The sequence below is a fragment of the Psychrobacter fjordensis genome, assembly GCF_904845995.1.
In the GTDB taxonomy this organism is placed as follows: Bacteria; Pseudomonadota; Gammaproteobacteria; order Pseudomonadales; family Moraxellaceae; genus Psychrobacter; species Psychrobacter fjordensis.
Map to the genome: position 1 here is coordinate 1,459,672 of NZ_CAJGYP010000001.1, position 26,953 is coordinate 1,486,624.

Genomic DNA, 26,953 nt, shown 5'->3' on the forward strand with positions numbered 1-26,953 from the left:
TAAGATACGTTTTAACTCATAAGTTTTAAGCAGGTAAGTGACAGCAATGATATTCATATCTTATATGTCAAATGAATCAGTCATCAAAGGCTGTCACCGCCCACTATAGAGAGATAGCATCATGGCAAAACGCTTAGAAAATAGTTTTCAGTTTTTAGATGTACCACGTCTTGAGCCAACCAAAAAAGACATCGCAACCCGTTCGACAGAGTTTGTCGAAATTTATAAACCATTTGAAAATGAAGCGGTGGCACAGCAGTCGCATCGTTGTCTTGAGTGCGGAAACCCGTACTGTGAATGGAAATGCCCAGTACATAATTATATTCCTAACTGGCTGAAACTGGCGACGGAAGGGCAGATATTTCAAGCTGCTGAGTTATGTCACCGTACCAACACGTTGCCTGAGGTATGTGGACGCGTCTGTCCACAGGATCGCTTGTGTGAAGGTGCCTGTACCTTGAACGATGGCTTTGGGGCTGTGACGATTGGCAATGTAGAAAAATACATCAATGACACAGCGTTTGCCCTTGGCTGGCGTCCAGATATGTCTGATGTGGTTTGGACAGACAAAAAAGTCGCGATCATTGGTGCAGGGCCAGCGGGTCTCGGTTGTGCAGATATCCTAGTAAGAAACGGTGTGAAGCCAGTTGTATTCGATAAGCGTCCTGAAATTGGTGGCTTGCTTACCTTTGGTATTCCAGAATTTAAAATGGAAAAAGATGTCATGCGCAATCGCCGCGTCATCTTTGAAGGCATGGGGATGGAGTTCCGTCTTGAGACAGAAATCGGTACTGATATCAGCATTGACGAGCTATTAAGCGAATACGATGCCGTGTTTATGGGTATGGGCACTTATACTTATATGCGTGGCGGTTTTGCGGGTGAAGAGCTAGAAGGCGTATATGATGCGCTAGATTACCTGATTGCCAATGTGAATCGCTGTAATGATTGGGAAAAGAACCCTGAAGAGTATATCGATTTTAAAGGCAAAAAAGTGGTCGTGCTAGGCGGCGGAGATACAGCGATGGACTGTAACCGTACCAGTATTCGTCAAGGTGCTGAAAAAGTGGTTTGTGCGTATCGCCGTGATGAAGAAAATATGCCAGGCTCACGCCGTGAAGTGGTCAACGCTCGTGAAGAAGGCGTTGAGTTCTTATTTAACCGTCAGCCAACTGAAATTATTGGCTTGAACGGTAAAGTCAACGGGGTGAAGGTCGTTACTACGCATCTGGGTGCACCAGACAACCGTGGTCGTCAACGTCCTGAACCGATTCCTAATTCAGAAGAAATCATCCCTTGTGATGCGGTTATTATGGCATTCGGCTTCCGTCCTAGCCCTGCTGATTGGTTTGAAACGCAGCAAGTCTCAATGGATAGCTCAGGTCGAGTATTGGCAGCAGAAAAGCAAACCTTTAAATTCCAAACCAACAATCCTAAAATATTTGCAGGTGGTGATATGGTGCGCGGTTCTGACCTAGTCGTGACCGCTATTTGGGAAGGTCGTGAGGCTGCTGAAGGTATATTGGATTTCTTGGAAGTCTAGGACACATCTTAACTGGCTTTATCTAAATTCAGTTAGATATCAGTAAACTCTGAACGTGAACGTCTTTTGTCTTTCGATAGGCAAGAGGCGTTTTTTTGATTATTACTTTGTAAATAGAGTCGCGGCTGCTAGCATGTCCGTTAGTAACTTATGGTTTTTATCATTTGTCTTGTCTATCCACTAAAAAGAGTAACCTTGCGTGAAATCAATCCTTTGGCAGCGTGTGTCTGCTCCGTTTGTTGAGCCTTACGTCCGTTATCAATATGCAGATATTTTGCATGCCATACGCTTAGGTGTGGCTGTAATATTGGCTTTACTAGTCAATGTTCTTACTGGTTTTCCCCATGGTGAATGGACGACCATCACCGTATTCATCATTTTAGGTCTATTGCAGTATCAAGGTGCTATTTATACCAAGGCTAAAGAGCGGATACTTGGTACGCTATTGGGTATTGTCGCCGCTTTTAGTATTCTGTGGTTTAGCGACAGTGTGAATGCATGGACATGGGTTTACTATGCACTGATTGGTTTAGTGAGTGGCTTCATCGGTTATTTAGCAGTCAGAAAGCTTGGTTATACAGGTCTGCTGACTGGTATCACGATGTTGATGATTGTCTCAAATTTGGGACAAAGTAATATGAGTCAAGACGGAATTTATCGTGCGCTGAATATCTTATTAGGTACGGGCGTTTCGGTAGCCGTGACACTTATCTTGCCACTGAAATCGACGTTGATGTGGCGATTTCTATTGAGCAGTAACCTCGATGCCTGTAGCAACTTGTATGCTGGTGTGGGCAAGCATATTGATGACGCGACTGAGGACACGCCAGACAACGTGAATATAAAGCCTAACTCCGTTGTCTTTCCTGATGACGGTGTACCTGTAAATCAGACGTTGGTCAACGCGTTACAACAGATTAATAAGCGTCTGTTAGCTGTTCGCCCGCATATCGCGGCGACTGCCAGTGAGTCAGGCATTAACAAGACAACGCTGGAGACCATTCAACGTACTCACCGTAATATCATCGGCACCATTGATTTGTTGTTGAGTGCCGCTCCACGTTTGGCAAACATTGAAATCGATGATGACAATCATATCTTATTGATACATTATCAGAGTGAACTGACACAAGCCATGCAGCACATAGCAGCAGTATTGCGTAGTCCCAGTGATGAAGTGTTCCGACCCATTACTCGTATTGCCGTTTCAGAATATCCAAGTGTCAAGCATCTAGCGTTTGAATGGCAAGGGTACTTTTGGTTGACTCAAACGTTACAGACTCAACTACAGCAGATGAGTGAGTTGTTACAAACAACTAAGCCACAATGGTATGCAGCATCTGGGCTTGGCTATCAACGCCGTGAGCAGCGTAGAATGAAAGAGCAGGGCGGCGAGGGAGACCTGCATTTATAACGCAAAAAAACGCTGACTATCTAAAGTCAGCGTTTTTTTGTCTTATTTATCTTTTCGATCTTCAGAACGAAATCGCGACTAACGTCCCGTTTTTAGCTTATCCCAATACTGCTGATAAAGCTGCAAGGCATCATCACCGACATCTTCTTGAAACTCAGCTTTGGCCAGTACTTCTTGAGGAGGGTAGATAGTAGGGTTGTTCTTCACATCATCTGGCATCATTTCACGTGCTGCAATATTTGGTGAAGCATAACCAATCTCTTCGCTGACGATTTTAGAGTTTTCAGGGCGTAATAGGTAGTCGATGAATTTATGCGCGGCATCAACGTGTTTGGCATTTTTTGGAATGACAAAGTTGTCCATCCATAAGATTGCGCCTTCGCTAGGATATTTATAAACCAAGCTGGTTAGACCTTCGTCATTGGCGATTACCGCTTCGCCATTCCAAGTCATACCCACTGAGGTTTCACCCTCCATATATGGCATACGTGAGGCATCTGAGTTAAAGGTTTTCACATTTGGCATTATGGTCGTGAGCTTATTATAAGCTGCTTCAATCTCTTTAGGATCGGTGCTGTTGCCCGAGTAGCCAAGCGTGAGTAGTGCCATACCAAACACTTCGCGCATGTCATTCATCAGCATGACTTGACCTTTGAACTCAGGACGCCATAAGTCATTCCAACTATTTACAGTAGCAGGATCGACGCTATCACCATTAATCGCTAGACCAGTGCTGCCCCACATATAAGGGATAGAGTACTTGTTCTCTGGGTCTACTTTGGTATTGGTAAATGACGTATCTAGATTTTTAAAGTTGCTCAATTTAGATTTATCGAGCTCTTGTAATAGCCCTTCTTTTGCCATTTTTTCGACATAATACGTCGATGGAATAGCCAAATCATATTGGCTAGAGTCATCGAGAAGTTTCAGCTTGGCATACATCGCTTCGTTAGAATCAAAAGTGGTGTAATTTACCGAAATGCCAGTCTCTTCTTCAAAACCATCAAGAATTTCTTGTGGCATATACTCTGACCAGTTGTATAAGTTAAGCGTCTCATTGCTCGCAGCGGTACTGCCATCAGCAGCGGCATTGTCAGAGTTGCTACAGCTAGCAAGTACAAAGCCAACAGCCATGGTTAATAGTGCTTTTGGTACGATACGGCCAATACGAGCCGACATGCTCGATGACGAACGGGGTGATGAACAGGTCAAAATATCTCTCCTAAACAAAGAATGATGCCAATCAGTGAAAAGTACTGATTGATAAATGCTACTTAATATAGATAGTTACACTATTATGGCTATTTGTTTCAGTGATTTAAAGGGCAATTAAGGCAATCGATGCGAGTCGCTGTGATGAAGTGCTAATTTTCCGTCAATAATAGAGGCTTGATACGAGATATAGGGTTAGGTTTGCTCAGCCTAATGACGATATATAATCATGCTATGATAAGTGCGAATTTGTAATGACTGTGCCATAAAACCTCTTCTCATGGCGCGCTACATAATAATAAAGGATGTAACCTCATGACTCAGAACCACTCAGCAGATGCAGCGATTCCAATGCTTCTCAAAGACAAAGTTGCTATTGTCACAGGTGCTAGCCGTGGTCTTGGCGCACAAATCGCTAAACAGATGGCCGCAGCAGGGGCCAATGTGTGTGTCAATTACCTGAATAGTAAAGATGCTGCCGAAGCAGTAGTGGCTGATATTAGGGCCAAAGGCGGGCAAGCTTTTGCTTATCAAGGGGATGTGACTGACGCAATCCAAATGCAAGCAATGGCAGCGGCAGTGATTGGGCATTTCGGTGCGATTGATATATTGGTGAATAATGCCTTACCGAGTTACCAGTTCAATCCAAGCGCTGCGTACACCAGTATAGAAACGGTGAACTGGTCGCACTTCTCTCAGCAGATGGATGGCATCGTTAAGGGTGCAGTCAATACGGTGCAAGCGGTATTGCCACAGATGAAAGCGCAGAAAATGGGCAAGATTATCAATATTTCAACCAACCTTGTCTATAATCCGGTGGTTACTTATTACGACTATACCACTGCTAAATCAGCGATAATCGGGCTGACACGTAACTTAGCATCTGAACTGGGGCAGTATGGTATCCGTGTCAATCTGCTGGCAGGCGGACTCTTAAAGACGACTGATGCGAGTAGCTTGACCACAGAAGAGGTATTTGATTATATTGCAACGACTACACCATTACGTCAAGCGACCTCAGTAGCTGACTTTGCCAATTCTGTACTGCTAATGGCGTCTGACTTGAGTGCAGCCATCACAGGGCAATCCATCGCTGTTGACGGTGGCTTGACGATGCCTTAACGTTTAATTAGATTTTTAGAAGGGACAAAATGAATATTCGTCAAGGTGTTGGAGTCGTCACTGCTACGCTAGTTATAGTTGCATTTATGACGTTTCTCAACTCTGGCTCACCGACATCTATGATGTATTGGCCTGTTGAGACTTATATGGGTCTGACATTTACGATTGGCTGGTTGAGTGGTGTACCCAACTGGCTAGCTTACGTGCTAGCAGCAGTAGTGCTTATTCTTATCGTTGTAGGGTTTTATAAAATTGGTAGCTGGGTTTATGGTTTGGTAGCAGGTAAGCAGTAGATGTTCTAAAAGCCTTTCGCAAAAGAACGTCATTAAAAAACCCTTGTCAGTATCTGGCAAGGGTCTTTTAATGATTCTAGAAAGTATTCTTACGACGCTGTTTTCAACTGATCAAGTACCGTTTGTATGCCGTATTCTTCAATCGTTCCAGTGACGAAATCAGCACGTTCTATCAGCGCGGGTTGCGCATCGCCCATCGCCACGGCAAACCCGACCAGATCAAACATCTCTAGGTCGTTCATACCATCACCAAATGCCATGCACTCGCTTGTATCTACATCATAGTATTTGCACACATCTTTAATACCTCGTGCTTTGGATGCTTCTATTGGCAATATATCGGCGCCAATATGATGCCAATGTACCAGTTTTAAATCGTATTGAGCAAAGTCAATGTCTTGCATTTTGTCTTCTTGACTATTAAAGAAAACAGAACATTGATACACCGTATTTGATTTATAGTAATCAGGGGCAACGATAGAGTTGGGCGTGATGGCATTGAACTCACGCAAACGCTCGTTTTCACCTGACCAAGCGATATGAGTCGCTGAGTCAAATTTATGAATAAAGTCACCCTTTAGACACAGGTTTGCAATTTTATCCGTTTGTTCTGCGGACAGCGGGTAATGGCTAATTCGGCCACTATTGTCGAAGCTATATTGTCCATTCATACAAATAATGGCATCCAACACATTTGACTCTAGCAACGCTAAGATATCATCTGGCAATATTGCTTTGGAGCGCCCCGTTGATATCACTAGCTTGATATCAGTCTCAGCAAGCTGCTTCAACGTCGCTTGGTTATGCTCAGCGATAATACCGTTGCGGCTGAGCGTATCATCGATATCAAAAAATATGATTTTGGGCATAGGTATGGGGGTGCTCTGAGCCATAATTTCTGTGGCCGTTTTATCTTCAACAAACATGATGATCCTATTATTTTTTATTCAGGGGTCAGTGACCTAAATACTACTATAACCACGTGAAGGAAGACCATAGCTATAAGGTAACGTACCCATAGATGATCTTGCTTGGTGAGCTGAGATAGGTCTACTATTCTGAATCTTATTTCTTTTTAATTCAAAGGATTAACAAAACTCTTTAAAAGATACAATCAACTTAACAATAATTATCTATTATAAAGTTATCATTAATTATGTTTTACAGGTTTTATGATTGATCAAAGAATGACATTTCTTGTCTGCGCTAATACACCAACTGTCTAAAGGAATGCTTATGAAAGTTTTTACCTTAAAAAAAGTGGTCGCCCTAAGTGCACTCGCTTTGTCTACCAGTACCTTTGCGATGGATGTCACGTTCAATGATAAGACGTGGAATGCTGATCACATACCTGAAGGTCAACAGTGCCTAGATTACGGTGGCAAAAGCCCAGCCACGCCGAGTATGACGGTCTCAAACATTCCTGATGGAGCTGATAGCTTAGTCTTTGTCTACAACGACGTGAGTAACAAACGTATGCAAAAGGGCGGGCATGGAATTGTCAGCTACGCATTGTCAGAGGGCAAAACCAGTGTCGAGGTGCCACGCGTGTTTGGTCACACTTATGAAGTGCCAGTTGGTGTAGAGATGGTGGCTGAATACCGTAGCCGTCAGGGCGATATCCGCGGCGCATACAAGCCACCCTGTTCAGGCGGTAAAGATCATTTGTATACGATAGATGTGCAGTCATGGCAGGGCGATATGATGACTGCTGAGACGACAATTGAGATGGGTCGGTATTAGTCGATTGGGCACTTTAGTCAGCGTAAAAAGCCGTCTAAGTAGTGTGTAGGCGGCTTTTTCATGGTAGTAAGCTAAGCGCCATCTATCTATAAGATGTGCTAGCTTAGTGAATAGGCGACGATTGGCCTGATACTTGCAGCATTTGACGCAATCCATAAGTGTGGGTCAGTCGTATGTTAGGGTAGGGGCAGGACTATAGGAAAATACAGATTAGACATTATAGTTATTAGAATAATGATATTGCACTGGTTGTGTCTAGTTTTATAGTACAATTGTACTCTGATAGATGCCGGTATATTATCTCACTAAAATCTCATGTCATCACAGAACCAAGTTATCACAGAACCAAGTCATGGTAGATTATAAAGAGTCATTGGAAGCTAAAAATATTATTGATTGTATTTTATTTTAAAGTATCTCTCAATTTGGATTAATTTTTTATAAATGGATTTTCTTATGCATATAACGACAAGCCAACCTCCAGAAAATAGAAAAAGACATGGCGAGCATATTCTTATCCATATGACATATATCGCCAAAAATGTCGACCTAGATTCGGGAATTGAGCTGACTCGCGCACTTGAGTATTGGCGCAGATATTTTGAAGAAAATAATATAGTTTCAGCCTTAGTTATTAGTGAAGGTTATTTCGTTCAAAGTTTTCAAGGAACAAGGCCTGCTATCAATACTGCTTTAGAAAAAATACTTGACGAGCATTCAAGCATCTTTCCTAATATTGTTAATATAGAGGAAATAGAATCGCGTCAATGGAATGGGTTTTTAGTCAAACATCTAACATCAAGCATTGAAGATGAAGAGTATGCTCTAAAAAGCTTCTCGGCAGGTTCTGACTACAATCCCTATCTCATGAAAAGTACTCAGATTGAAAGCTTTTTGAAGGCAGTGTTTGAAGATGCTGAATCCAATAAATTTTAAATGCGTTGCATTTGCTTCCTAGATATTTATTTCTTAAGTATTGATCTCTTAGGACAGTCACTTATTATAGCTATACTAAAAAAGCCGTCTATATATGTGTGTAGGCGGCTTTTTAGTGATTCCTATTTTTGTCGTATCATTTTAAGGTGTAGACGATAAGAAACGGGTCAATTACCAAGAGTTTTATTGATTACACCTTATAATAGAGTGTATATTAATTTATATAACTATTATATAAATGGATTTTCTTATGCACATAACGACAAGTCAAACTTCAGAAAATAGAAAAAGACATGGCGAGCATGTTCTGATTAGCCTAACGTATATCGGTAAAAACATCGAAATGAAAACAGGTATAGAATTGACTCGTGCTCTTGAGCAGTGGCGAAGATACTTTGAGGAAAGTGGGTTAGTTGCAGCGCTTGTGATCAATGACGGTTATTTTGTTCAAAATATTCAAGGTTCAAGACCGGCCGTCAATACTGCTCTAGCGAAGATAATTGATGAGCATTTCAAGATTCTCCCTAATATTGTTAAGCTGGAGGAAATAGAAGCGCTTCGGTGGGATGGGTTTGTAACCAAACACCTGACGGAAAGTGTCGAAGATGAGGAATATGCCCTAAAAAGCTTTTCAGCGGGTTCTGACTTCAATCCTTATCTAATGAAAAGCACTCAGATTGAAAGCTTTTTGAAGGTGATTTTTGAAGACAGTTAATTCAGAAAATTGTAAGCGCGTAGCATGCGCTCAGTATAAAGGCCATCTGCTCTAACCAGCATAAAAAAGCCGCCTATAAAGTGTCTTTTGATTTAGATAAATTTTTTATAAATAAGGTTTCTTATGCATATCGCTACTAGCCAACCTTCAGAAAATAGAAAAAGACATGGCGAGCATATTATTCTCAGCCTAACGTATATTGGCAAAAATAGTGACAGTAATAATGGAATAGAATTGGCTCGCCTTCTTGAGCAATGGCGAAGAAACAATGAAAAAAGTGGTGTAACCTCAGCGCTTGTGGTTAATGACAATTACTTCATTCAAAATATCGAAGGTCCAAGACCTCTTATCAATGAAATATTAGTAAAATTGATCAATGAATATTCTCACCTAGGACCTCATCTCAGTATGGTTGAAGAAGTAGAAGTACGTAGATGGGACGGGTTTTTATTAAAATATTTAACATCAAGCGTAGAAGACGAAGAATATACCCTAAAAAGCTTCTCAGCAGGTGCTGACTTCAATCCTTATCTAATGAAAAGTACTCAGATTACAAGTTTTTTGAAAGCGATCTTTGCGGATACCTAATCCAATAAGTCTTAGATGATTTATCTATTCTGATTAGCGTAAAAAAGCCACCTATACATTACATTGTATAGGCGGCTTTTTTTGTTTTCGATATCTCATATTTATAGATTTTAAAATTAAATATTTTAATTCTACATATGTTGTGTATTATCATCTGAGGCATTTGCTATTTGAATAACTTAAACGGATTGTATTTATGAAAAAACTGTCTCTATTGCTAATAACGCTTTTAGGATCATCAATCGTATTAAATGGTTGCGCGACTACTGCTCTTTCAGATTATACTAAAAGTGACAACACGAAAGATCACAAAAAAAACATCTTATCTGAGAGTGTTATTGCAGTGGGATATCCTAATAAGCCAATACAGGGCTATGAGGACGCTATGATTTTGGCAGGTAAAAACTATAGCTTTTTAGTGCAACCTGTAGTCTCTGTTGACACCTCGTCAGATCTATTTAAGAGAATTTTCACACAAGTGGATTTAGGCTCATTATATATCGATACTAATCCCTCATATTCAAATCAAGATGTGCAGAAAAAGACACAGGCTGACTCTAATAAGTTAGTTCTCGATGTAAAAAGCGATGAATCAAATCAGATTAAAAACGTACCAGCAAATATCGGCTTAATCTATGCTAAGCCAATTAATGTGCTAAAGCTTAACGAGCAATCACAATTAGAACGTTTCGGTTTTGAATGCAAAACGGCCATTGTCGCTGAACAACCAAATTTAATTTGTCAGCGTGCAGTAAACATTAAATTGACGGTAGCTTCTGCAGTACAGAATATTAACGAAGTGAATTATAAGCTAAAGCAGCCTTTGAATATTCAGCTGAATTATAAGTGGAAAACCAGTAGCAATGCTAATAAGTTTGGCGTAGTACTTTTACCTGTTGCCATGGCAGTAGATATAGTGACGTTTCCTGTTCAACTGTTAGGTGCTGGCATTGCTGTTGGAGCGATAGCAGCAGCATATAGTCAATGCGATAGTAGTTGCTTTTAGTCAGTATTGAGATAGGATTGATATGAAGATACTGAGCCCAGCAATTTTTAAACAGGTAGTATTAATTTACTATGATAGTTACTTGTTCTAACTCTCATCAAAAAGCCGTCTATACGTTTGTGTAGACGGTTTTTTAGTAAGGAGAGTTGTAGGGTGCGTTCCACGCATCTTTTTGAATTTTGTTTGTATAATCAGTACGTGAAACTTATCCTACATTAGCTAACCAGCCCTACGTACTAAAAGCATAGCTATGTTTGTTGCTATAATTTAACCAACTACTTTACCCAATTCGTAAATAGGTAGATAAAGAGCAACAATGGTCAAAGGAATAAGAATAATAGCCAAAAATAAGAGAAAAAATACGATGATAGCTTGCCATCTTTTTGACTGTTCCGACAAGTAAACCAAGGGTATTGGGATCAAAGATAATCCTAGCCAGTATTTATGAGTACTTAATACTATTTTAGTAAAGACTGGTATATCAACACCAAAGCTTCTATATAATTCTTCAAAAGTGGGGATGACGAAAATTCCTGCAAGTGCACAGAATAAAAATAAAAAAGATACAACTATCGCTAAAAATTTCATATAGTCACTAATAATTTAAGTCGTAGGTCGCGTCCAGTGTGCAATTTTTTTAATGTTAATCTTATCAGTGCGTGGAAAGCACCCTACGCGCTTATTTTACCCCGAAAAAACCGACTTCATATCCTGCTTGACGCAAAACTTTCGTACCTTTTACGCTTAAGACAATAAGTGTAATAAGGTTGATGAATGGAACAAATAAAAGTACGACGACTAAAACCTTGATACCGACAGAATAATCCAGCCCTGTACAAAGACGATAAGCACCGTAAATTGCAGCAGCAGTTACCAGCAGAGAGAACACAATGACGATAACACCAAGTTCAGGCGTACTGCGTTGTGACACACCTACCAAAAAATTGGCTACAATCGAATAAATAACAATTTTTTGTCCAGAAGCGATATCTTCTACGTTCATAGTATAGGCCTACACCGTTCAATAACCCAAATTATTAGCGAACTATTGTAGCCTAGTACAAGATGATGTTTATATTATTTTCACCAATAGTTAGCGTTAGCCCTCTCAAAATACCTATCCGATTAATTCACGATAACAGAGTGGTTATTGTTACCGTGAGTCATATCAGACAAATCAGTAACGCTACCCAACCTCAACACTCGTCACATTCTGAAAGCCTCTTGGCAATTGACCACCGCGATTGCCGCGCACACCCGTATAGTTAGCCAAGTCATTTGGTTTTAGCGTCACATGTCGCTTGCCAGCGGTGATGACTAAACTGTCTTGCTGACTGAGTGGCGTGACTGTAAGCACTTCTTCGCCCTCTTTTAACTTGATAAGTTTGTTACCTTTACCGCGCGCCTGTTCAGGCAAATCATCAAGAGCAAATATCAGTAAATATCCCGCATTGGTGGTGACGGCGACGTGATCAGGTGCCACACTTGTATTGCTATTTTCACCATCAGTATTAGCGGTCGAATCTACTGGCGCATCGATACGCGCAACAGGGAGCAAGCGACTATCAGCTGCTAGGTTAATGATGTTTTTACCCGCTTTTTGATTGCTATCAAGATTACCAACGGTATTGATAAAACCATAACCTGCGGAACTGGCGAGTATAATACGTTGATCGTCAGCACCCGTTAATAGCTGCTCAAAGCTGGCACCTGCTGGCGGTTTTAGCACACTGGTCAGCGGGTCGCCTTGACCACGCGCCGATGCGAGATTGTGCGCGTCAATGCTATAGCTGCGACCAGTGCTGTCGAGCACGTAGATTTTTTCATTGGATTTACCGCGCACGTGCGCTTGATAGCTATCACCTGAGCGATAACTCATACCAGCAGCATCGACATCATGACCTTTGGCAGCACGAATCCAGCCCGCTTTCGATAGAATAGCGGTGACAGGCTCGCTTGGTACGAGGTCAGACTCTTTTAGTGCTTGCGCTTCTTCGCGTTCTGCCAATGGTGATACGCGCTCATTGCCGTGCTCTTTCATATCGGCTGTGAGCTCATCGATCATCAGATTGGTTAGACTGTCTGGATTGTCTAAGTATTCTTGAATGATGGCACGTTCGGCAGCCAGTTCATCCTGCTCGCGGCGCAGCTCAATCTCTTCTAACTTCGCCAATTGGCGCAGACGAATATCCAAGATAGCATTGGCTTGAATGTCCGTTAGATCATAGTCCTGCATCAACGTCGCTTTTGGATCTTCCTCTTCACGAATGATGCGAATCACTTCATCAATATTAAGATAAGCAATCAGCAAGCCTGCCAAGATATGTAAGCGCTTATCGATTTTATCGAGGCGATATTGCAAGCGGCGTGTGACCACTGAACGGCGACAGATGAGCCATTCTTCTAATATTTCTTTTAGGTTTTTGACCTGTGGTTTACCGTTTAGGCCAATCATATTCATATTGACGCGGTAATTACTCTCAAGCTCCGTACTAGCAAACAGATGGCTCATGACGCGAGCAACATCGACTCGGGTTGATTTTAGCTCAAGCACGATACGACAGGCATTTTCGTGATCTGACTCATCATGAATATCGGTAATCCAAGGCAGCTTTTTATCGGTCATGAGCTTGGCGATTTGCTCTTGGATTTTGTTGCCTGAAACTTGATAAGGCAGTGCATCGATGATGACGAGGTTTTTCTCTTTAGGATCGACGTGGAAGGTCGCGCGCATCTTATAGCTACCGCGGCCCGTTTCATACATCGCTTGCAAGTCTTTTTTGCTGGTAATGATTTCAGCAGGGGTTGGTAGATCAGGTGCTGGTATTGACTGGGTAAGCTGCTTGACCGACAGTTCAGGATTTTTGAGCAATCGAATAGCCGCACGTACGACTTCATTAAGGTTATGCGGTGGAATGTCTGTTGCCATACCGACTGCGATACCTGTTGTACCGTTTAATAGTATGTTAGGCAGGCGGGCAGGTAGGGTGGTTGGCTCTTGCATCGTACCGTCAAAGTTATCTTGCCAATCGACTGTACCTTGACCTAACTCTGCCAGTAACGTATTGGCATAAGCAGACATTTTGGCTTCGGTATAACGCATCGCCGCAAAGGATTTTGGATCATCAGGGCTACCCCAGTTACCTTGGCCTGTGATGAGCGGATAGCGATAGCTGAACGGCTGCGCCATGAGCACCATCGCTTCATAACAAGCGCTGTCACCATGTGGATGGTATTTACCCAAGACGTCACCGACTGTACGTGCCGATTTTTTGGCTTTGGCAGTAGATTTTAGCCCCAACTCGCTCATGGCATAGACGATGCGGCGCTGTACTGGTTTAAGTCCATCAGCGATATTTGGCAGTGCCCGATCCATGATGACGTACATCGCATAGTTGAGATAGGCTTGCTCAGTGAACTCTGCGACTGAGCGAGTATCCATCGGTTCAGTGGGAATGATTGGGGCAATCGTATTATCAATAACATCAGACATAAAATAGGATTCACTTATCAGTTTTAATAGGTATAGATAATTGGTTCAAGCGTACAAATAGGATAGTGCTATCGTAAAGGAAATTGGCAGAATTAAAAAGGTATAAGTCAGAATAGACGACAGGTCGTGACGCGCTTCATTGGGTTTCTGTATAGCATTTTGGTTGATAGCTTTTACAAAACAGGTGAAGTATAGTTAATTCAACTTTTGATCACTGTGTTGTCTTTGAAAATTTTGTCATCTGTCTATTATACGGAGTAGTTACTATGTTATCTGCGTCATCTGTCTATCCATCAAGTGCGTTATCGCGTGCGTGCACTTATCATTTAACCAAGCACACGCTGCTGTTGGGTATTATCGCCAGTGTTGGATTGAGTGCTTGTAGCTCACAGCAGACAGTATCTAAGCAGATAGCACCCAAGCCGATGGTAGAAACCTCAAGTAGTACTACGATGAAAAAACCACGCCTTGCAGTTGCGACATCAAATACGTCACTAGTCTCTGAGATGAGAGCTCCTGACCCTTTCCTAATACTGAGAAGCACAGCATCACCATCACCATCTTCAATATCACCACCTATGGTCAGACCTGAACCCATCAGCGCCGAACCAGAGGCAAATGATAATTATCAAAAGAACGATGCAAATCCTGTACATCGCACGACGGATATGGCGGTCTCTACTTTGTCTATCGATACCGATACGGGCAGCTATGCCAATGTGCGCCGCTATCTAAATGAAGGGCAGTTGCCACCCGTTGATGCGGTACGGGTAGAAGAGTTGATTAACTATTTTAATTATCAATTTGATGATGGTAAACGCCTCGGTAATGCGCCATTTGTGGTCGCAACTGAAGTGGTGGATTCGCCTTGGGATAGAGCAGATCAAGATAATAAGATTGTCAAAGTAGGCATTAAAGCTGTGGAGAACAGCTGGTCTAATAAAAGTGCCAATCAAATTATGCCTGCAGCTAACCTAGTGATTTTGGTAGATGTATCAGGCTCTATGTCATCGCGTGATAAGCTGCCGTTGGTACAGTCATCGCTTAAACTATTGATGGAGCAAATGCGCGCTCAAGACAGCATCAGTATCGTTACTTATTCGGGCAGCACCAGTGTGGCATTGCCTGCGACCAGTGGTGATCAAAAAGCAAAAATACTCGCCGCGATTGAGAGCTTGAGTGCCTCAGGTTCCACTAACGGAGAAGACGCGTTAAAACTGGCTTATCGCCAAGCTGAGCAAGCGATGAAGAAAGACGGTATCAATCGTATCATGATGCTGACCGATGGCGATTTTAATGTCGGTATCAGCGATGTCGATGATATGCTGGATTTGGTCAAATCCAATCGTGAGCGTGGTATCTCACTCTCTACGGTTGGTTTTGGTCGTGGTAATCTTAATGACCATATGATGGAGCAAATGGCGGACAACGGCAATGGTAATTACAGCTATATCGACAGTCTGACTGAGGCCAAAAAAGTTTTTGGTGATGAGTTGGCTGCGACCTTTAATATGGTCGCCAAAGATGTAAAAGTACAAGTCGAGTTCAACCCTGATGTCGTGAGTGAATGGCGTTTGATTGGCTATGAAAACCGTGTGCTTAACGAGCAAGACTTTAATAATGATAAAGTCGATGCAGGCGAGCTAGGTGCAGGTAAAGCGGTTATCGCACTATTTGAAGTCACGCCTAAAGGACAAAAAGGTCTATACAGTGATCGTCGTTATACTGACAGCAATGCCACTGTCAAGGTAAACAGCAAACAGCAAGCCAATGAGCTTGGTTATCTAAAAATTCGTTATAAAGCGCCTACAGGTGATACGTCTAAACTGCTTAGTCAACCAATTAATAATGACAGTCACTCTCTGGACAAAGCCAACGCTGATACTCAGTTTGCAATGGCGGTGGCAGGTTTTGGTCAACGCTTAACTCAAAGTGAGTACATTAATGAGTGGCAATATAATGACAGCAGCAAGCTGGCGACAAGCAGTTTTGCCCGTCAGCTAAGCAGTGATAAGGACGGCACTCGCCGTAACTTTGTGACTTTAACAGAACTGGCTAGCGCCCTTGACAGTACAAAGTAATGAACGGGTAACAAACCATAGGGTTTCTATGGATGAATGTTCGCCAATAGAATGCTAAAAACTGATTGGTTTTAAAAGTTAAATAATTGATATAAAACATTTTATTTTCCGTCAAGCCTGTTTGCGAACTCAAGCACCAATCTTTTGTATTGAGTAGTTTGTACAAAGTGTGTATGTTAATAAACAAAGGGCTATTTACCGCTATATTGTTTGCTCAGCACTGTACGATTACGCCGTAGCCTTTGCTTACCACCGTAATGGTCAGCAAAGGCTTGGCATTTCGTATGTTTATCACACTGTGATTAGTATACGCTGACGGTAATGTACTATTACTAGGAGAAAAAAGATTATGGAAAATCAAGTAAATTTTACCCGTCGTGATGATAAAGTTTGGCTAAAAACATATGAAGAGCTTGGGCTGAATTACAACATTGAAATGCCAGCTGACGATACCTCACTCATTGATGTTTTTGAAAAAAGCTTTGCGGATAATAGTGACAAGACTGCCTATATTTGCATGGGTTCATCATTAAGTTTTAAAGAAGTGGATCTATACAGTCGCCAGATGGCTGCCTATCTACAGTCGTTAGGACTGGTCAAAGGTGACAAAGTTGCGGTCATGATGCCCAATATTTTGCAATTGCCAATTTCTGTCATTGCAGTACTGCGTGCAGGTTTCACCCTAGTCAACGTCAACCCGTTATATACCACCAGAGAGCTTGAGCATCAACTGACCGATTCAGACGCCAAAGTGCTGATCATGGTCGAAAACTTTGCCAAAACCTATCAAGACATCGGCCGTAGTCTAGTCGACAAGGTCGTGATTACAGGTATGGGCGATTTGATGGGTACGCTCAAAGGATTCATGGTCAATACGGTCGTTCGCCATGTGAAAAAAATGGTGCCTGCCTATAGTATTAGCAACAGCATCACCTTCAAAAGTGCGCTGAGTCATAGCGCTGCGAGTAAATATAAACGCCCAAGCAATATCACGCTCGATGACATCGCCGTCCTACAATATACCGGTGGTACGACCGGTGTGGCAAAAGGCGCGATGCTAACGCACAAAAACTTAGTGGCAAATTTAATTCAGTCCAATACCTTTTTGGGCACTGCTTTTGATGATTTCGATCAAAGAGGTGAGCAGCCTGTCATTATGACAGCATTGCCGATGTATCATATTTTCTCATTTACTGTGTGCGGTATGTTTGGTCTATATCGCGGTTGTGTGGTGCTATTAGTACCAAACCCACGTGATCTTGATAGCTTATTAAAAGCATATAAAGCCAATCCACCAGCCTTCTTCCCAGCAGTCAACACGTTGTTCAACGCGCTTGCCAATAACGAAGAATTTATCGCGATGGATCATAGCAAGCTGCGTCAATCAATGGGCGGCGGCATGGCAGTACTGAGTCCAACCGCTGAAAAATGGCGCCAAGTAACGGGTAATATCATTATCCAAGGTTATGGATTGTCTGAAACAGCACCGGTAGCGACTTCTAATCCTAGCAATAGCAAAACATTCACAGGTACTATTGGTGTACCGATGCCAGCGACTGATGTTGCCATCTTAGATGATGCTGGTAATGAAGTAGAGCTTGGTGAGCGCGGTGAGATTAGTGTTCGTGGCCCACAGGTTATGAAAGGCTACTGGAATCGCGAAGATGCTACCGCCGAAGTGATGACCGCAGACGGATTCTTCCGTACGGGCGACATTGGTATCATGGCTGACAATGGATATGTGACCATCGTTGATCGTAAAAAAGACATGATTTTGGTTTCTGGTTTTAACGTTTATCCTAACGAAGTTGAAGAAGTTATGGCGGGTCACCCTAAAATTCTAGAGTGCGGTGTCATTGGTATCAGTGATGAAAAGAGCGGCGAGACTCCTAAGATTTATGTCGTGCGCAACGATCCTAGCCTGACCGCTGAAGAAGTACTGGCTTATGGTAAAGAAAACCTAACTGGTTACAAGCGTCCTCGTCATGTTGAGTTTATCGATGAATTGCCAAAATCTAACGTGGGTAAAATCCTACGTAAAGATTTGCGATTGCTTGAAGAAAAGAACCATGGCTAATTGATTGATACTCAATACTCGAAAGCTAGTTATGAGTGCTTGCAAAGACTCAATGCTCACACAGACTTAGTGTTCATAACTAATCGTAATACAGAGTAGGGTCACCACTAAAAATGATAAGATTGCGTATATGCTATCTTGTCATTTTTTTACGTCTATTTTGTCTTTAAGATGTCGCTGGGGTGAGTCTTCATTGCAAAGCAGTAATCAAATAATAGATATTAAAGTCAAAATAAAACAATGACGCCGACAATATCGAGATATTCATCAGCTATTCGATACGGTTTGGCGAAACCTAGCCACCATTAGCCTAGTCATCGTTAGACTGGATAGATAGTCATCGATTGAGTTGAGAGCAGGACTTAGTATAGATAGAGAATTTTTGGCAAAACTGCTATAGTGCTCATCAGCGTATAGTTATATTTAACTATAATACGATATGATTTTTGCTCTATATTCCTTGTAAAATCAATATTGTAGGTGTGAATGTTAATTTATCCTTGTTGAGTTATTACACCACTTATCATGGACCTAATACTGCGCTTTGATTTACAAATCTTGTGAATAACGAATGCTATTACCTTATCATCGTTTCTTATTCACAAGTTTTGCTGTCATTGATCAACCACAAAATAATGGTGTTTCCATTAGATTATTCTACGTTTTTAACGGCAACATTTAGGAAAAGTTATGACCGACAGTACCAATAAAAAGACCACAAACAATAATGCTGCGACTAATAATAACGACAGCGCATTTCCTACTATGCCGATGATACCGAGTGATAGTCCATGGTTAGGTACTTATGAGCGCTATGGTATTGCGGCTACTATCGATATGCCGGATGATAATACTTCTTTACTAGAGGTGTTCGAGCGTAATTTTAGCCGTTACGGCCAAAAGCCTGCTTATATCTGTATGGGTGCATCGATTACCTTTAAGCAATTGGATTTGTTTAGTCGTCAAATTGCCAGCTACTTACAGTCGTTAGGATTGGTCAAGGGTGACAAAGTTGGGGTGATGATGCCTAACCTCCTGCAGTATCCAGTGGTTGCATTGGGTATCATCCGTGCAGGTATGGTGCTGGTCAACGTCAACCCTTTATACACGAGCCGCGAGTTATCACATCAGCTGCATGATAGTGGTACGAAAGCTTTGTTCATCGTAGAGAATTTTGCAAAAACGTATCAAGAAGCAGAAGATAAAGGTCAAGTCGAGCACGTCATCGTTTGTAAGATTGGCGATATGCTAGGCACGATCAAAGGAGCAGTGGTCAACCTCGTTGCGCGCCATATCAAAAAAATGATTCCTGCTTATAGCTTGCCAGAGAGTGTGAGCTTCAAGCATGCATTAAATGCTGTTTCTGCTAGTAAATATAAACGTCCTGATTTGAATTTAGGTGACGTGGCATTGTTGCAATATACGGGTGGGACTACAGGTGTGGCTAAAGGGGCGATGCTGTCACATGGTAACTTAGTGGCTAACATGCTACAGATTAGTGCGTTGATGAACAGTGCATTTGACGATGATGCTGATGCCGACGAGGTTATCTTGACGGCGTTACCGCTCTATCATGTGTTCTCATTTATGGTTTGCGGTATGTATGGCATGTACCAAGGCTATGCGGGTTTGCTTATCCCGAACCCACGTGATCTCGATGGCTTGATCAAAGAGATGGGCAAATATAAACCCTCATTTATCCCTGCGGTAAATACGTTATTCAACGGCTTGGTGCACAAAGACAGCTTTGCGGATTTAGACTTTTCTAATCTAAAGGCCTCTATCGGTGGTGGTATGTCGGTACTGCCAAGCGTGGCAAAAGAGTGGCATAAAATCACAGGTTTGCCTATCGTCGAGGGTTATGGTCTGTCTGAAACCTCGCCAGTGGTTGCTTTTAACCCAATGACCATTGCTGAATTCACAGGCAAGATTGGTATTCCTGCTTCTAGCACAGATGTCATACTGATTGACGATGATGAAAAAGAAGTCGCTCTGGGTGACCGTGGCGAGATTTGTGTCAAAGGCCCGCAGGTGATGATTGGGTATCAAAACCGTCCAGACGAAACAGCGGAAACCTTTACTGCCAATGGTTATCTAAAAACCGGTGATATCGGTATCATGGATGAAAAAGGCTTTATTAAAATTGTTGACCGCAAAAAAGATATGATTTTGGTCTCTGGTTTTAACGTCTACCCGAATGAGATCGAAGAAGCCATGAGCGAGCATCCAGCAGTGGTTGAGTGCGGTGCGATTGGTGTTCCTAACGAAAATCGCGGTGAAGAGCCAAAGTTATTTGTGGTCAAAAAAGGTGAAGTGACAGAGCAAGAGTTACTCGATTTTGGCAAAAAGCAACTGACTGGCTACAAGCGTCCGCGTAGCATCCAGTTCGTTGATGAATTACCAAAATCAAACGTGGGTAAAATCCTGCGTAAAGAATTGCGTAAGATAGAAGGTTTAGAATAAATTTAACACCAAACTTTACTGAAGCAGCGGCGTAATAGCGTGAGTGAATCTTGCTATTGCGCCGCTGTCACGTTAGGATATCTCCATATTTGCGTCTACTAAGGCACGTAGTCGCTATTTGTATTCGAGTTATATTCCTGTATGTCAATTTTTATGAATTTTTATGAATTGATATGCAATTAATAAATATACGATAATAAATACTGCTCTGCCATGTAGCAACAACCTTTTATTTTATGACCATTTTTATCACCCTGCTTTTCAAACATTGTACTAGGAATTTTTATGCGTAATGACAATCGTGAGCTTGACCAACTTCGCTCTATCAGCTTTGAGCGCCATTATACTAAGCATGCCGAAGGGTCAGTGTTAGTGAGCTTTGGCGATACCAAAGTACTATGTACTGCTAGCGTCGAATCTGGCGTACCACGCTGGTTGAAAGGCAAAGGCAAAGGCTGGATTACCGCTGAATATGGTATGTTGCCACGTGCGACCAATACCCGTAATCAACGTGAAGCGGCACGCGGCAAGCAGTCAGGTCGTACCCAAGAGATTCAGCGTTTAATCGGTCGTAGCTTACGTGCGATGATTGACTTGAGTAAGTTGGGTGAAAACACCATTTATCTTGACTGTGACGTACTGCAAGCTGATGGTGGTACTCGTACCGCTAGCGTGACTGGTGCAGCGATTGCCCTTATTGACGCATTAGAGACCGTTCAAAAAGCCAAAAAACTAAAAGCAGATCCATTGATTGGTTTAGTTGCTGCTGTGTCTGTCGGTATGAAAGATGGGGAAGCGTATCTAGATTTGAATTATGAAGAAGACTCTAGCTGCGATACCGATTTGAACGTCGTTATGACTCAAAAAGGCGAGTTTATCGAGCTGCAAGGTACTGCGGAAGAGAAACCATTCACTCGCGCTCAAGCTGATGACATGCTGATTCTTGCCGAAAAAGGTATTGCCGAATTGATTAAAATGCAGCAAACCGCTTTAGGCTGGTAGTCTGCTTTTGATCTATTATAAACGGTGCTAATTTTTTAACACTACGACGAGCTCTGACAGATAGTTGGTTTTTAATAGCCCGCTATCTGTTGCCAAATAGATATCTCGCAACAGGTAATGATGTATGCTTAAGTTGACCGAAGATGGCGCCAAAATCACCTTACAAGGTCAGTCCCAAACGACTGATAACGGTATGTTTTGGTTTGGCTCTTCCTTATTGGTCGGGGCAGTGGCGGTCGCCTTTGCAATGAGTGTGCTACCTGAGCGCTTGGCTATCGGTGCTTTGGCGTTATTGATTATTGGCAGTTTTATTTTTAACCGCCAACGGCAAAAACAAAAAAAGTCCGTCGCTAGTGTTATCAGTGGCGGCACACTGTGGGTGCGTGCGGGTGAGTTGGTACATGACAATAATGGTAAGCGTGAGCATATCCACTTGGTCGATGGTGATACAGCAAAACTCGTTGGCGAACAGTTACAGATAGTTGATTCTAGCGATGCCTGTAAATACCATATTAATGGCTTTGATAGTGTCCAAGAAGCGACTGCTGCCAAAGCCATTTTGCAAGGGCAAGCGTTGTCCAAGCGCCATGTTAATATTAAGATGAGTGATAATTAGTACATATAGTCAAAGAAACATAAAACCGATACGATTATATTATGGTGCTACTGGTACAAATTTTACTTGCTTGCTGTATTCACAGAGGCTGCGAAAAATTTATCCCAGCAGCACTGTAGCGATTTAAAAATACTTTGACTATAGCTATAATTTTAAAAACAAGACACGCACTAGAGTAGCCAACCTTATCGAGGAGGTGAGACCCTACGGCCTTGTTTATTAATAAACCATGTTTGGTCGCCTTTTTTGACCGCTGCGACACCATCATGGAAATCCTCTGCCTTGTCATAGATGTTTTTGATTACTAGCTTTCCTGAGATATCAATATAACCCCATTTATCCTCTTTTTCGACCGCTGATAGACCATCACTGAATGGTGATATGTTCTTATACACTATAGCAGTTATTAGCTGTTTTTCTTTGTTGGCTAGGCCTTGCAGACGATCATGCTCAACTAACAATAGTCCGTTGGGTGACATCCCTACATAAGTATAATTTTCAGATAAATATATCTCACCAGATGAGTCAATAACGCCTTCATGGCCATCTTTTACTATAAAGCCAAAGCCATTTGAAGAACAGCAGCCGAGTGCTTCATATTCAGGCTTTATCAAGATATTTCCTTGACGGTCTATCAGTCCATATTTATCATTCTTTTTGATCTCTCTGACGCCTGATTCGTTATATGGAGAGCCGAGTTCGTCGTATTCTGCCGCTAATACGACTTCTCCTTGACTATTGATGAGGCCTAGTTTTTGGTTTTTTTCGACCTCTATCAATCCTTGTTCATCACTCCAACCAATTGCGTCGTATGTGACAGGTGTGATTATCTTACCTGCTGCATTAGCAAGACCATAAAGATTGTCGTTTCTCAATTCATAAGTGTCTTCATTGAAAGTATCGATGTCGTCATAATTAGCAGATAGAACGACAGTCCCTTTGTTATTCAAAAAGCCATACTTGCCGTCTTTTTTAAATTGTTGAAGTCCTGTCTCATCTTTATAAAATCTAGGTAACTTATCAAACTCAAAAGGCTTTAGAACCTTACCCGTTGCATCCATCAAGCCCCATTTATCTTGTTTTTTTACCTTTAGTACCGTAGGGTTGTATGAAAACATCTTAATATCTTGATATTCAACTGGAGTTAATAACCTTCCCGAAGCGCTGGTTAGTCCATAGCGATTGCCTATAGCGACTTTTCCATAATTAGAATTATCACAACAAAATAACCTGTCATATTTTGCAGGCAAAATGATATTTCCTTCATTGTCTATCAAGCCTTTTTTTTGCTGCTTTGCCATCAATACCTGATTTTGATCATCATCTAGACTGCCGATCCAATCATATTCTACTGGTAATACAACTTTTCCTGAAATATCAGCGACACCATATTTGTTACCTTGCTTAAGACGAAAGTATTGGTTGGGATAAAACTGAAGGTTGTCATAAATCATGGGCAACACTTGTTTGCCTTGTATAGTAATGGCACCTACCTTATCGGCATGAGCCACAGCGATTAGATCATCGTTTATAGAACGCATTCTATCAAACGTATAATCCGTTAGCGCTCTCCCTTCTGCGTCTACCAATGCCCATAAGGCATTATCGAGTGTCGCAATTGCTATATTACTCGCTGTTAAACAGGTTACCTGTATGGTATTGGCAACCTGAGGCTTAATACATTCATCATTGGCATAAGTCATCGATGATGCTATCAAAAGTCCAACGACAATTGGTGTCTTAATAGTGAACATCAGTATTTCCAAATTTTTATTTATTTGAAAAGATAATAACCCAACTTAATTTGAATAGTAAGTAGTGAGTCAAAACTTCTTATGTCGTGTTTAATATTTAAATATTTCGAATGATACTTGCAACTTTTCGTCTAAATAGTTTATAAGTAGGGTTGGAAATTCATCCACTACTATTTTTATGCTGTCATTTATATTTTATTGACAAGGAGTTAGTCATGTCGCGTTTGCCTATGTCTATGTCGTCGTCGGTTACAGCGTCGTGCAGTCTTTTATTATTGACCTTTGGTTTGGTTGGCCCAGCTCACGCAGATAGTATGAGCACACTGATCGCTCAAAAATCTACTCAATCAACGAGTAATACTTCTTATCGCTATCCAGATGTATCTCGTCAAACGCCTACAGTACTACCTGCATTTTTATCTGGTGATTATGACAATATCGATAGTGAGTATTTACCGCTATTGAGTAGTGCGGAGACCCAAAGTAGTCTGGCCGCACGTGAAGTAGTCAGTACTGCACGCAAGATGGCCCTAAACGAGCGTACTATCATTCAAGGTGGCTGCTGGGACTACTTAAATGCTGTATTTAATCGGGCAGGGGTGACGCGCGATACCATTCACAAAGGCACTTATGGTCAAGGCCCTTATGCCAATAGTGGAGAGATTGAGGTTGGAGATTGGCTCTATTATATCAATCATGGCTATAATAACGTTGAGCACAGTGGACTGTTCGTGGGCTGGGTCGATGAGCGTGCCAAGCAAGCGCTAATATTAAGTTATGCGGGAGAAAACCGCCGTGAGCCAGCTCGTTACCGTGTTTATGACTTGAGTAATGTTTATCAAATCATGCGCCCTAGTGTTTAATATTTAACGTTTGATACCAACTTCAGAAATAGGGTCAGCGGTTTCAGAGTTGTTCAAGCTACTAGAGATAATAGGTCAAAAAAAGCGTCCGTCACTGATAAAGTGGCGGACGCTTTTAGTTTGTGGGTATCAATTATTCTGCTAGTGTCGGCGCTAATTTCAGAAAGGTTTTACCACAACTAAGATGACGATAAATATCAACGCAAACACTGGTATTTCATTAAACCAGCGCCAAAACTTATGAGATTTATAATGTGGGTTATCAATCAGTTTTTTGCGATATAGCCCGCATGCACCATGATAGCCAGATAGTAATACCACTAGCAAGAGCTTAACGTGCAGCCAACCTTGAGTTTTATACACGTCCCAACCCAGACCTAACATCCATAGACCAAAGACCCATGTCGCTATCATCGATGGCGTCATAATGCCACGATACAGCTTACGCTCCATAATGGTAAAGCGTTCTTGGCTGATAGTGTCATCACTCATCGCATGATAGACAAACAGGCGCGGCAAGTAGAAAATTGCCGCAAACCAGCAAACCATAGAAATAATATGTGCCGCTTTAATCCAGTTAAAATAATCTGCCATTACTTAATCTCTTGTTATCAGCCATTTGAAATGAGGACACACCCTAGGCTTATTTTCATATGCTTGTTATAAGGGCTAATGGATGACACAGCCCAAACGCAAGTGCAATGCAGATTATTGATGAACACTAACTGCACACCTTCAAACTAGTCAGCCAATACGACTTGTGTTTGATGACCATTCATCGCGTCCATTACAGGCAATACTTTAGGAGCTCTTGGTGCAGCAAACTGCTTTGTTAGGCCAAGTTCACGCATGAGTCTGTCATCGCCTGATTGACTGGCATTTCCAGTTGTCAGCAGTTTATCGCCATAAAAGAACGAGTTGGCACCTGCCATAAAGGCCAAGGCTTGTTCAGAGTCAGAGAGGCTTTCGCGGCCAGCAGATAGACGCACATAGCTGGTCGGGCAGCAAATACGCGCCACGGCAATGGTACGAATCCATTCAAGTACAGACAGCTGACCTTCGGCAAGTACTTTGTCGCCGATGGGTGTGCCGGCGATAGGTACGAGCAAGTTGACTGGGATTGACTCTGGCGCTTTTGGCATTTTTAGCAGTTCGTGTACCCAATCGATACGGTCATCACGGCTCTCGCCCATACCAACGATATTACCGCTACAGACATTGATGCCTGAGTTGCGCACATTGTCTATCGTATTTAATCGCTCGTCATAGCTGCGCGTGCTGACGACTTGTTCATAATAGCTGCGTGAGGTATCTAGATTATGATTATAGTAGTCTAATCCGGCATCCGCCAACTGCGTTGCTTGATTGGTATCTAACATACCAAGCGTCATACAGGTCTCAAGCCCCAATGCCTTAACTTCTTTAACTAACTCAACCACGTAAGGCATGTCTTTTGCACTTGGGTGTTTCCATGCCGCACCCATGCAGAAGCGTGACGAGCCACTGTTTTTAGCACGTTTAGCAGCAGCAATGACTTTGTCCACTTCTATGCGTTTCTCTGCTTGTAGTTTGGTGGTATCGCGATGATGACCTGATTGTGAGCAGTAGCCGCAATCTTCAGGGCAGTTACCTGTTTTGATAGAGAGCAAGGTGCTGATTTGTACTTCATTGGCAGTAAAGTTCGCCCGATGTATCGTTTGTGCTTGCAACAACAAATCCATCAAAGGCAAATCAAACAGTGCGGCGATTTCTTCGCGGCTATGCTTATGTGGCGTTGGTTGGTTGGCATCGGTGGCTAAACTGGCCAAAAAATCATCGCTACTGTTTTGATGATTGAGTGTCTCAGTGTGGCTATCGGCATTGGGTTCTGAGATGTTAAGTAATCCTGCCATGAGATAAATCCTTTTATAACGGTATTGGGTACATCTAAATGTTTTTGTATTTTTAAAATAATAAAAAAGGCTGCGATATAGTATACCGTAACCTTTTTAGAAAATCAGAGTGCTGCTAAATAGTATTTATATTGAATACA

General features: G+C 42.0%; 23 protein-coding genes. 15 read left to right on the forward strand and 8 right to left on the reverse strand.

Going from position 1 to position 26,953, the window contains the following annotated elements:
• Positions 1–121: 121 nt before the first annotated feature.
• Positions 122–1,543, forward strand: a complete 1,422-nt coding sequence (locus tag JMW61_RS06115; protein WP_197134980.1) for a glutamate synthase subunit beta — start codon at positions 122–124, stop codon at positions 1,541–1,543.
• A gap of 199 nt (positions 1,544–1,742) precedes the next feature.
• Positions 1,743–2,957, forward strand: coding sequence for an FUSC family protein (locus JMW61_RS06120; protein ID WP_201549956.1), 1,215 nt, complete (start codon positions 1,743–1,745; stop codon positions 2,955–2,957).
• A 78-nt stretch (positions 2,958–3,035) separates the two neighbouring features.
• Here the strand turns inward: JMW61_RS06120 and JMW61_RS06125 are convergent, their stop codons facing one another.
• On the reverse strand, positions 3,036–4,169 hold the full coding sequence (locus JMW61_RS06125) for an ABC transporter substrate-binding protein (protein WP_265090104.1): 1,134 nt from the start codon (positions 4,167–4,169) through the stop codon (positions 3,036–3,038).
• Positions 4,170–4,484: 315 nt separating this feature from the next.
• Here JMW61_RS06125 and JMW61_RS06130 point away from each other — a divergent pair, with 315 nt between their 5' ends.
• Together JMW61_RS06130 and JMW61_RS06135 are read left to right on the forward strand one after the other, a co-directional pair.
• Positions 4,485–5,291, forward strand: coding sequence for a 3-oxoacyl-ACP reductase (locus JMW61_RS06130; RefSeq protein ID WP_227687369.1), 807 nt, complete (start codon positions 4,485–4,487; stop codon positions 5,289–5,291).
• Between the two features lie 29 nt (positions 5,292–5,320).
• Positions 5,321–5,584, forward strand: a complete 264-nt coding sequence (locus JMW61_RS06135; protein WP_201549957.1) for a hypothetical protein — start codon at positions 5,321–5,323, stop codon at positions 5,582–5,584.
• 89 nt (positions 5,585–5,673) lie between these two features.
• Here JMW61_RS06135 and JMW61_RS06140 read toward each other — a convergent pair whose 3' ends face one another.
• The gene (locus tag JMW61_RS06140; RefSeq protein ID WP_201549958.1) at positions 5,674–6,510 is read right to left on the reverse strand and encodes an HAD family hydrolase; all 837 of its coding nucleotides are present in this window, start codon (positions 6,508–6,510) and stop codon (positions 5,674–5,676) included.
• A 310-nt stretch (positions 6,511–6,820) separates the two neighbouring features.
• Between JMW61_RS06140 and JMW61_RS06145 the strand changes: the two genes are divergently transcribed.
• The 5 genes from JMW61_RS06145 to JMW61_RS06165 all read left to right on the forward strand — a co-directional run bounded on the left by JMW61_RS06145 (position 6,821) and on the right by JMW61_RS06165 (position 10,572).
• Positions 6,821–7,327, forward strand: coding sequence for a hypothetical protein (locus JMW61_RS06145; protein ID WP_201549959.1), 507 nt, complete (start codon positions 6,821–6,823; stop codon positions 7,325–7,327).
• Positions 7,328–7,783: 456 nt separating this feature from the next.
• Positions 7,784–8,263 carry a BLUF domain-containing protein gene (locus tag JMW61_RS06150; protein WP_201549960.1) on the forward strand — a complete coding sequence of 160 codons (480 nt, stop codon included), beginning with the start codon at positions 7,784–7,786 and terminating at the stop codon, positions 8,261–8,263.
• Positions 8,264–8,513: 250 nt separating this feature from the next.
• Positions 8,514–8,978: a BLUF domain-containing protein gene (locus tag JMW61_RS06155; protein ID WP_201549961.1), complete on the forward strand. Its 465-nt coding sequence runs from the start codon at positions 8,514–8,516 to the stop codon at positions 8,976–8,978.
• Positions 8,979–9,101: 123 nt separating this feature from the next.
• Entirely contained in the window at positions 9,102–9,566 is a 465-nt protein-coding gene (locus JMW61_RS06160; RefSeq protein WP_201549962.1) for a BLUF domain-containing protein, read from the forward strand.
• 196 nt (positions 9,567–9,762) lie between these two features.
• Positions 9,763–10,572: a hypothetical protein gene (locus JMW61_RS06165; RefSeq protein WP_201549963.1), complete on the forward strand. Its 810-nt coding sequence runs from the start codon at positions 9,763–9,765 to the stop codon at positions 10,570–10,572.
• 267 nt (positions 10,573–10,839) lie between these two features.
• Here JMW61_RS06165 and JMW61_RS06170 read toward each other — a convergent pair whose 3' ends face one another.
• The 3 genes from JMW61_RS06170 to parC form a co-directional block, all read right to left on the reverse strand.
• Positions 10,840–11,160, reverse strand: a complete 321-nt coding sequence (locus JMW61_RS06170; protein WP_201549964.1) for a hypothetical protein — start codon at positions 11,158–11,160, stop codon at positions 10,840–10,842.
• A gap of 91 nt (positions 11,161–11,251) precedes the next feature.
• A complete protein-coding gene (locus JMW61_RS06175; protein WP_201549965.1) occupies positions 11,252–11,575 on the reverse strand; it encodes a hypothetical protein in 324 nt (107 codons plus the stop codon).
• Between the two features lie 183 nt (positions 11,576–11,758).
• Positions 11,759–14,065: a DNA topoisomerase IV subunit A gene (gene parC, locus JMW61_RS06180; RefSeq protein WP_201549966.1), complete on the reverse strand. Its 2,307-nt coding sequence runs from the start codon at positions 14,063–14,065 to the stop codon at positions 11,759–11,761.
• A gap of 266 nt (positions 14,066–14,331) precedes the next feature.
• Here parC and JMW61_RS06185 point away from each other — a divergent pair, with 266 nt between their 5' ends.
• The 5 genes from JMW61_RS06185 to JMW61_RS06205 all read left to right on the forward strand — a co-directional run bounded on the left by JMW61_RS06185 (position 14,332) and on the right by JMW61_RS06205 (position 22,304).
• Complete coding sequence (locus JMW61_RS06185; protein ID WP_201549967.1) at positions 14,332–16,146, forward strand: vWA domain-containing protein; 1,815 nt, start codon at positions 14,332–14,334, stop codon at positions 16,144–16,146.
• A gap of 349 nt (positions 16,147–16,495) precedes the next feature.
• On the forward strand, positions 16,496–18,223 hold the full coding sequence (locus tag JMW61_RS06190; protein WP_197218160.1) for an AMP-binding protein: 1,728 nt from the start codon (positions 16,496–16,498) through the stop codon (positions 18,221–18,223).
• 690 nt (positions 18,224–18,913) lie between these two features.
• Complete coding sequence (locus JMW61_RS06195) at positions 18,914–20,686, forward strand: AMP-binding protein (protein WP_110924084.1); 1,773 nt, start codon at positions 18,914–18,916, stop codon at positions 20,684–20,686.
• Between the two features lie 285 nt (positions 20,687–20,971).
• Entirely contained in the window at positions 20,972–21,688 is a 717-nt protein-coding gene (gene rph, locus JMW61_RS06200) for a ribonuclease PH (protein WP_110924083.1), read from the forward strand.
• Between the two features lie 124 nt (positions 21,689–21,812).
• Complete coding sequence (locus tag JMW61_RS06205) at positions 21,813–22,304, forward strand: hypothetical protein (protein ID WP_201549968.1); 492 nt, start codon at positions 21,813–21,815, stop codon at positions 22,302–22,304.
• A gap of 185 nt (positions 22,305–22,489) precedes the next feature.
• On the opposite strand, the gene JMW61_RS06210 is transcribed toward JMW61_RS06205, so the two are convergent.
• On the reverse strand, positions 22,490–24,058 hold the full coding sequence (locus tag JMW61_RS06210; RefSeq protein ID WP_201549969.1) for a WG repeat-containing protein: 1,569 nt from the start codon (positions 24,056–24,058) through the stop codon (positions 22,490–22,492).
• Positions 24,059–24,273: 215 nt separating this feature from the next.
• Here JMW61_RS06210 and JMW61_RS06215 point away from each other — a divergent pair, with 215 nt between their 5' ends.
• Positions 24,274–24,921, forward strand: coding sequence for a hypothetical protein (locus JMW61_RS06215; protein WP_201549970.1), 648 nt, complete (start codon positions 24,274–24,276; stop codon positions 24,919–24,921).
• A gap of 159 nt (positions 24,922–25,080) precedes the next feature.
• Here the strand turns inward: JMW61_RS06215 and hemJ are convergent, their stop codons facing one another.
• Together hemJ and bioB are read right to left on the reverse strand one after the other, a co-directional pair.
• The gene (hemJ, locus tag JMW61_RS06220; RefSeq protein WP_197218164.1) at positions 25,081–25,515 is read right to left on the reverse strand and encodes a protoporphyrinogen oxidase HemJ; all 435 of its coding nucleotides are present in this window, start codon (positions 25,513–25,515) and stop codon (positions 25,081–25,083) included.
• 146 nt (positions 25,516–25,661) lie between these two features.
• Positions 25,662–26,813, reverse strand: a complete 1,152-nt coding sequence (bioB, locus tag JMW61_RS06225; protein ID WP_201549971.1) for a biotin synthase BioB — start codon at positions 26,811–26,813, stop codon at positions 25,662–25,664.
• Positions 26,814–26,953: the final 140 nt, after the last annotated feature.